This window comes from Calothrix rhizosoleniae SC01 (assembly GCF_900185595.1).
Taxonomy (GTDB): Bacteria; Cyanobacteriota; Cyanobacteriia; order Cyanobacteriales; family Nostocaceae; genus Calothrix_A; species Calothrix_A rhizosoleniae.
In genome coordinates, this window is sequence record NZ_FYBH01000428.1 from 1 (window position 1) to 7,560 (window position 7,560).

The 7,560-nt window shown below is 39.5% G+C and carries 8 protein-coding genes; 4 read left to right on the forward strand and 4 right to left on the reverse strand.

The window, feature by feature from the left end; genetic code table 11:
• The coding region (locus CALSC_RS24950) for a hypothetical protein (protein WP_088243891.1) at positions 1-888 on the reverse strand (888 nt) is incomplete at its 3' end.
• Positions 889-1,399: 511 nt separating this feature from the next.
• On the opposite strand from CALSC_RS24950, the gene grxC reads away from it, so the two are divergent.
• Both grxC and gshB read left to right on the forward strand, forming a co-directional pair.
• Positions 1,400-1,672 (forward strand): glutaredoxin 3, encoded by a 273-nt coding sequence (gene grxC / locus CALSC_RS24955; protein ID WP_088243892.1) that lies wholly within the window; start codon positions 1,400-1,402, stop codon positions 1,670-1,672.
• Positions 1,673-1,925: 253 nt separating this feature from the next.
• A complete protein-coding gene (gene gshB, locus CALSC_RS24960) occupies positions 1,926-2,894 on the forward strand; it encodes a glutathione synthase (RefSeq protein ID WP_200817751.1) in 969 nt (322 codons plus the stop codon).
• 14 nt (positions 2,895-2,908) lie between these two features.
• On the opposite strand, the gene CALSC_RS24965 is transcribed toward gshB, so the two are convergent.
• From CALSC_RS24965 to CALSC_RS24970, 3 genes are all read right to left on the reverse strand, one after another.
• The gene (locus tag CALSC_RS24965) at positions 2,909-3,502 is read right to left on the reverse strand and encodes a thermonuclease family protein (RefSeq protein WP_088243894.1); all 594 of its coding nucleotides are present in this window, start codon (positions 3,500-3,502) and stop codon (positions 2,909-2,911) included.
• 309 nt (positions 3,503-3,811) lie between these two features.
• On the reverse strand, positions 3,812-3,949 hold the full coding sequence (locus tag CALSC_RS27170) for a hypothetical protein (RefSeq protein ID WP_200817752.1): 138 nt from the start codon (positions 3,947-3,949) through the stop codon (positions 3,812-3,814).
• A gap of 430 nt (positions 3,950-4,379) precedes the next feature.
• Positions 4,380-5,366 carry an NAD(P)-dependent alcohol dehydrogenase gene (locus tag CALSC_RS24970; RefSeq protein ID WP_088243895.1) on the reverse strand — a complete coding sequence of 329 codons (987 nt, stop codon included), beginning with the start codon at positions 5,364-5,366 and terminating at the stop codon, positions 4,380-4,382.
• A 213-nt stretch (positions 5,367-5,579) separates the two neighbouring features.
• On the opposite strand from CALSC_RS24970, the gene CALSC_RS24975 reads away from it, so the two are divergent.
• Complete coding sequence (locus CALSC_RS24975) at positions 5,580-6,464, forward strand: helix-turn-helix domain-containing protein (protein WP_088243896.1); 885 nt, start codon at positions 5,580-5,582, stop codon at positions 6,462-6,464.
• A 35-nt stretch (positions 6,465-6,499) separates the two neighbouring features.
• Complete coding sequence (locus tag CALSC_RS24980) at positions 6,500-7,345, forward strand: hypothetical protein (RefSeq protein WP_088243897.1); 846 nt, start codon at positions 6,500-6,502, stop codon at positions 7,343-7,345.
• Positions 7,346-7,560: the final 215 nt, after the last annotated feature.

The following is a 7,560-nucleotide window of genomic DNA, read 5'->3' on the forward strand; positions in this document are numbered from 1 at the left end:
TTGCTGGTTAGTAGGAAGAATATTGATCGGTTTATTTCGCTGTTGATTTGTCAATCCTGGCTGGGTATAACCAGAATTAAAATTACTTGTATTTGGTTGCTGTTTGATTGTAATTAGTTGAGTATAACTAGTAACTCCAGATAAACTATTTATGTCGGGAGACTGTAAGCCAGTGTTATTTACCCCAGGCTGATTGAATGAGTGATTGAGACTGAAGTTATTTCTAGTTGGGCTAGACTGAATTGATTTATTTATAGCCGCTTGTAATGGACTGGTAAGAGGGACATTTGGAGTAGTATTAATTTTGCTATGTAAGTCCAATCCTACAATCGGTCTTGTCGTCAATTGGGGATTAGGATAATTCTGGGAAAATAAATTAATACCCAACAAATTATTCTTAGTTTGTGCTTTATTCCCTTTTAGTAAATTTTCTGCCTGTGTCAAAAAGGGATTTTCTATTTGCAAATTAGATATAGGATTTGCCTCGACTATATTTGACTTTGACTTGGTCTTATTTCTCAGGTTCTTGGATGTGGTAGTTAAATTATCTAATAGGGTTTTGCGATTAGCCTTCCGATTTGCGGGAGTGGTGATTAGAGCTGTGGATGAAAAATCCGCCTTTTCCCTATCATTTAAAATTACTGGCAAATTATCAATATCAGCCAAAATGGACTTATTTGCATCAGAAATAGAAGATTCTGCCAATGGAGATGAATTTACTGATTTTTGCTGCCATCCATTCAAAAAACCTGGGTTGGTCCAGTATTCATAAATTCCCATCCCCACCACAGCTAAAAAAATTGCCGTCCCCCAAAAACTGGGTCTGGCTAAATTCCATAACCGAGCTTTAAGATAACGCCAAAAAGCAGGACGATAATTACGAGACATAAGCACAAATCAAAGTTTGAGGTTACTTGAGAACTGTTTAAAAATCTACTCTTATGAGGGGGTCACCTCTTACCAACTGCTGTTGATTAACCCTTAGTTATCCTATCTCGAAAATCAATGATAGGCTCACAAACGACAAATACATAGAAACAATTTTTACATAAATTACAATTCATGGTATAATTACTGAGGTAATTGTTAATAAAATTGGAATAAAATTTAGCTATTACGCAACTGGATGCAAATCAATACATCTCTTAGAGGATAAGCGTTTTAGTAGCTATTGGATTGATGTAATTGTCAATTATAGTTCAGATCGCAGATCCTCTGATTTTTATTTTTAAGTGTAATTAAATACTTGATTGTTTATTCTCCCCATAATATATAAATAATCTGAGATATCAAAGATATGAGATGGGAAAGTTTATAGTTTCTGATAGCCAAAATAATAATGCCGTTCACCATATAAACATTATAAAATTAAGAATTATTACAATAAATTGAAAAAATTATGGCTGCAACAGTAGAAATCTATACTTGGAGAACTTGCCCGTTTTGTATTCGTGCGAAAAGTTTATTGACGAAGAAGGGAGTGGAGTTTATAGAATACGGCATTGATGGGGATGAAGGAGCGCGGCAAAAAATGGCTCAAAGAGCTAATGGAGGTCGCTCCTTACCACAAATTTTCATCAATGATGTTCATGTTGGTGGCTGTGATGATATTTATGATTTGGAATACCAAGGAAAGTTGGATGAGTTGCTGACCTCTGCAAGTAGCGTGTAGTTAAGAGCAATCTTTCTGAGGTTGTACAAATTGCTTGCTATAGCAAAAGGCAGAAAGCTTTTATTCTGTTCTTTCAGCCATCCAATGTGTCTTAGTCTTAACTCTTATGGCTAATGCGATGAAATTACCCCTTTACCCTATGCATGTCATGGTTGTAAAGGGGTAAATTTAGTGATGACATTAATCTGCCAAAGAGGCAGAAAATCATCTAAAGTTAATAACATTAGAAATTCCGGCAATTGAGGCAGACAGAGTGAAACTGGCTTTTATCATCGATCCCATCCATAGTCTGGATCCGTGCCATGATACCAGTGTTGCTTTAATGGAAGCAGCATATATTTTAGGGCATGAAGTTTGGATAACTCAGGTAAATCATTTAAGTGTGGTGGAAGGTAAGGCTTGGGCTATCTTAGAACGGGTAGAACTGATACCCATAGAATTAGGAGCTAAGGGTTGGATCGCTGCAAATCCCTGGTATAAATTGAGTGATACCAGCACCTTCTGTCCTTTGGAAACGATGGATGCCGTATTTATGCGGACAGATCCCCCTGTAACAGTGCCCTATCTTTATGCTACCTATATTCTGGACTACATTGATCGGAATAAGACCTTAGTAATAAATAGTCCTAGTGGTATTCGAGCTGCAAATGAAAAAATGTATGCTTTGCAGTTTACGGAAGCAATTCCTGAAACTATTGTGACTGCGGACAAGGAGACTATTAGAAAATTTACTGAGGTAAAGGGTTCGGCGATTCTCAAGCCACTGGGGAATAAAGCAGGGGAAGGTATTTTAATTTTGTCAGATAGCGATCGCAATTTCAATTCCATGATTGAACTGAGTACCAATCAAGGAAAAATACCGGTAATGATTCAAACTTTTATCCCCGAAGCGAAGGAGGGAGACAAGCGAATTATTCTCCTTGATGGTAAACCTATTGGTGCAGTTAATCGTCTTTCTGGTGCAGGGGAGTTTCGTAATAATATGGCGACTGGTGGGAGTGTGGCTAAAACGGAGATTACTCCTAGAGAACAGGAAATTTGCGCTCAGTTAGCTCCTACTCTCAGTAGAGATGGTTTAATTTTTGTGGGGATTGATGTAATCGGTGGTTATCTGACTGAGGTCAATGTTACTAGTCCTACGGGAATCAGGGAAATAGATAGATTAGATAATACCAGCCTTGGTCATCAAGTGATTCAATGGATTGAGCAAGTGAAAAATTGAGTAGATACAGGAAATTATCGCAGTTTAATCCGCCGAAATTCCCAAGATTTAACATATTTATTATCTCGCCAAACACCCCGACGTTGTTTTTTGGCTTCTGCTTCGGCTTTTTGGATGATATCTTTACTGGGGCACTGATTTAAATAGCGACGGTAAACTTGTGCTAATCCTTCACGAACTAATACTTCTTGAATAAAAGTGCCATTTTTTAATCGGACTTCAGCAACTTTACGTCCATAGCGATCGCTATCTACTATATTTAAGATAACGCGATCGCCCCCCTTTTTGACCAATTCTTGTACCCGTTTTTGTGCTCTTTTCCCCCACTTAAACTGATTGCGAGCAATGGATTTTCTACTTTCTCTTTCTCGGCGAGAATGGGGTACTTCTGGTGCATCAATGCAGGCGAAGCGCACGGTAATTTTTTGGTTCTGGTTATCTGTGGCTACGATTGTATCACCATCACTAACTCTCTGAACTGTGTAACCAGAGGATGGAAATATTTTGCCACATCCCATTACACCCAATAGTACGATAGTTGCAGATAACCAGATTACCGCTTTTTGATTTAATTTCACCACTGCGCAAGTAATAAGTTTACTGTTCATAGGTTTGGTGCTTTAACAATATCTTAACCTATATGCTTACTGCTATAGAGTCCCAAGAGGAAGAATTCAAAATACCTCTTGCAGACGAGCTATGCTAACGAAATAATTAAGCATCCTCCCTATGAATGCAAGAAAAATTTGGGCGCTAAAAATTTGATTTTTCATAATTTTAGCGAGTATTTTTTTGAGAGCAAACATAAATATTTTTGCATGATCAAAATTCATATCCCCAGGTTATAACCCCGGCTGGGAAAGGTCGGGGTTATAAACTTTTATTAATAATGTATACAGAATATTGCGATAAATATATTAAACCGCAGGAACTATTGTCACCATTAATAAAAGTACCATTAATGCAATTACCCAAAGTATCAGCGAGCCCCAACTAACAGAATCTTGTTGCATTTTATGCCATAAAGTGTGAACTAAACTATCTCGATTTGCCATTTTACTACCTCCTAAAGCTGGTAATATAAATCCAGATTTTATACCTGGTTGCAGTCAAGCAATTGTCGATTTTATTCAGTTAGACAAATCTCCCTTAATCTGAGAGAAACAATAGCAGATATATTTTCTGATTTAGGAATGCTGCACGTAGTGCAATTAGCTATCAATGCCTTACCAAGCTGAAAAATTTCAATTCGTAAAAACCAGTTCCTAATTTTTATTCTCCCATATGTAAAGATGATAACCGGGAATTTTTACTCGTTTGAGAAAAATCTTAACGCTGAAGCATAGAGGATCAATAAAACCTGCGGCATAACCCAATAGACAAAAGCGATCGCCTACAATTTGTTTAGAATAATATTGAATTCTGCCAGTGCGAGTCCAGTCTCTTATGGCTTTGCCACAATGATTACCAGAACAGCCATATCAATTAGGTTTCCTTATTGTGCTCCAAGGTTATGACTACTTTGCCTTTATGTTTGCCTTCTCCAAAATACTGAATTGCTTCTGGTACTTCACTTAACTGGTAAGGACCATCTATCATGGGTTTGACCTTGCCAGAGGAGAAAAGCTCATTCATATAATCTAAATCTTTATTGGGTTTTAGATTAACAAGACACACCCTCTTCTTGCTGAACAAACCTATTATTGCTCCCAAAAATAAAGCTTGGAAAAGTTGAGGTGTAGAGCCGCCAACGGTAACATATTTACCGTGAGGGCTAAGCACGCCCATATATTTGAATATCGAACGATTTGTCTTAGTATCGAGAATCAAATCGTAACACTGCTTGTTTTGCGTGAAGTCTTTTTGTGTGTAATCAATTGTTTGAACACATCCTATGGAGCGCATCATGTCCAATTTACTGGAGCTATCAACTCCAGTTATTTCCACAACCCCCATGGATTTAGCAATCTGCACCCCCAATGTACCTACACCACCACCAGCACCATTGATTAACAACTTTTGTCCTGGCTGAATCTGCCCTTGATCATAAAGACCTTGTACAGCTAGCATTGCTGCATGAGGTATGGCAGCTGCTTCAACGAATGTCATGCTATCAGGTTTCATGGCTAAGGCATTTTCAGGTACACAGACATACTCGGCAAAACCACCAAAACCACACTCAGAGACGTCCCCATATACCGCATCACCTGGTTGAAACTTCGTTACGTTTCCACCAACCACTTCAACTCGACCTGCTATTTCAGCTCCAAGTATCTGGATTTTGGGCTTGAGGAAACCACATAACAAGCGGATGTAAAATGGCGTACCTCTCATGAGACACCAGTCCCAATCATTCACAGATGCGGCATGAACTTTTACCAAGACCTCATTATCCTTGGGGGTTGGTTTTTCTACTTCTTTGAGCTGAAGAACATCTGACTGACCGTATTTAGTTAATACAATTGCTTTCATGATTCTTTGATTCTAATATCCAAATGACATTTTCAATTTAGAGAAATAATTGATTCTCGACTATCTAATTCTTGTGGGATTTTCACAATTTTGCGATCACTAGGATAATAATTGGGTTGCAAAACAATAAAAAGATTGTTGCGATTTGATTTGCAGTAGATAATCTTTTGTTAAAATTGCTGCACTTTGGCTAAATATTCACCGAACCCTGCCATGTCGAATCCGATTGTTCCAACAACTCACAATGTTGCTTCACAGTCTGAATGGAATGTTACTCAGCAATGGGAACAGCTTGGGATTCTACACTGTCGCCATTTATGTAGGTACGAGACAGGTGAAGGGAGATGGAATTTCAAGGATGAGCATACTCTTGGGTTGTTGCTTTCGCCACGTCCTTTTCGTTTTTTGCACAGGCAAGATAATCGTACAATAGCTGGGCTATACAGTAAGGGTGATTTGCTAATTACTCCTTCCAATACAACCCTGTTTACCCAAGCCGATGGCGATATCCAAATTGTACAAATTCGGATTCAAGACTCGTTTGTGCGGAATGTCGCAGAGGAAACTCTGGCTCAAAATGGCGATCGCATTGAATTAGTGCCAATGTTTCAAACTCGTGACCCTCAAATTGAGGCGATCGCAATGATGTTACTCGCGGAATTGCACCAAGAATCGTTTAGCAGCCAACTTTATGTTGATTCCCTAGCAAACGTTTTAGCTGTACATTTGATCCGGCAACATGGGACGACAAGACCAAAGTTGCCCGTCTATAATGGTGGTTTACCTCAACATCAGCTACTGCAAGTTTTAGACTACGTGGATGCCCACTTAAATAGTGAGATTAAGCTTGCCGACTTAGCTCAACTGGTAGATATGAGCCAATTTCATTTTGGTCGTCTATTTAAACAATCCCTCGGTCTATCTCCTCACCAATATCTGCTTCAGCAACGCGTAGAACGGGCAAAGCAATTATTAAAACAAACCTCAAGATCCATTATGGATATTGCCTTTGATTGCGGGTTCAATAGCCACAGTCATTTAAGCAGACAGTTTCGACAACTGACGGGCATAACGCCGAAAGCATATCGAGCAAGTTAATAATACTACTAAGTACCCATAATATTTAAAGACTTATGGCAGATATAAACAAGCTAATTCAACAATTAGCTGGAAAAGAAGAGGAATTGCACTCCACCCAATTTGTCGCTCCATGTATAAGGGGTGGAAAGATCCGAACTCGCTTGCAGGGAATGGTATATACATTCACCCCCAAACCCCGTAATTTTGAAGGCTGGGGCATTTTCCAAGCTCTAGATACGAAAACAGCAGCATTGTTAGAAGAACCTTGTCTACCACAAATATCAGAGTACTTACAATATCTCAAGCCCTTACGTCTGAGACTTGCCCATAAATTACAAAGACAGACTTGGTTAGCATATCCAGTAAATGAGGGGGATATGCAGCAGCGTTGCGGATATTCTCAGCCAGTAGCCGTGCATTTAGTTACTGATGGAGCCAGATTTGAGACAATTGTGGCGCGTACTGATGGAGTAGCTTGGTGGTTTGATGAATGCGATCGCCGTGCCGATCCCTTAATTGCTGTACAGTTAAGAGAGCATCTCCAACAAGTTACCGCCCCTGGAGAACTTCAGTTCAAGGGTATGACACCGGAGATGAGTATCGTTTATGACTTGGCTACCCAACAGGCTGAAGAATTTTCTGCCTTAAATCAGGAAAAACGCGATCACCAACGATTAGAAAAAGCTCTAAAAATGGGTGGTGGGACATTGCAAGAATTTAGCGATCGCCAGGAGCATTGGGTGGTAGAATGGACGACTAGTGATGGAGAACATCACAGTAGTGCCATCTCTAAGCATGATCTCACTGTTGTCAGTGCTGGAATTTGTCTCAGCGATGAAGACGAAAAATTTGACTTACAATCTTTAGTCGGCGTGGTAGAAGACTCAGATAATAGTTAAGAGGGAAGGAGTGACATCATATCCGGTTAAAGACTGATCAGTTAGGACTGCAAGAGGGCAGGGGGCAGGTAAGCCACTGCGTTGCGCGGGTTCCCGCATTGTAGCAAGTGGCGCAACCCGAAGGGGAGCAGGAGGAGAGAGGGTTTAGGTTATTTTTGCATGGATAGCAATATCATCAGTAATCAGGCGGACATGATATGAAGGAGGGAAATAAA

Excerpts from the sequence above, each read along its gene's own strand:
- CALSC_RS24980 (WP_088243897.1), top strand. The coding sequence starts at position 6,500 with ATGGCAGATATAAACAAGCTAATTCAACAATTAGCTGGAAAAGAAGAG.
- CALSC_RS24970 (WP_088243895.1), bottom strand. The coding sequence starts at position 5,366 with ATGAAAGCAATTGTATTAACTAAATACGGTCAGTCAGATGTTCTTCAG.
- CALSC_RS27170 (WP_200817752.1), bottom strand. The coding sequence starts at position 3,949 with ATGGCAAATCGAGATAGTTTAGTTCACACTTTATGGCATAAAATGCAA.
- CALSC_RS24965 (WP_088243894.1), bottom strand. The coding sequence starts at position 3,502 with ATGAACAGTAAACTTATTACTTGCGCAGTGGTGAAATTAAATCAAAAA.
- CALSC_RS24975 (WP_088243896.1), top strand. The coding sequence starts at position 5,580 with ATGTCGAATCCGATTGTTCCAACAACTCACAATGTTGCTTCACAGTCT.
- grxC (WP_088243892.1), top strand. The coding sequence starts at position 1,400 with ATGGCTGCAACAGTAGAAATCTATACTTGGAGAACTTGCCCGTTTTGT.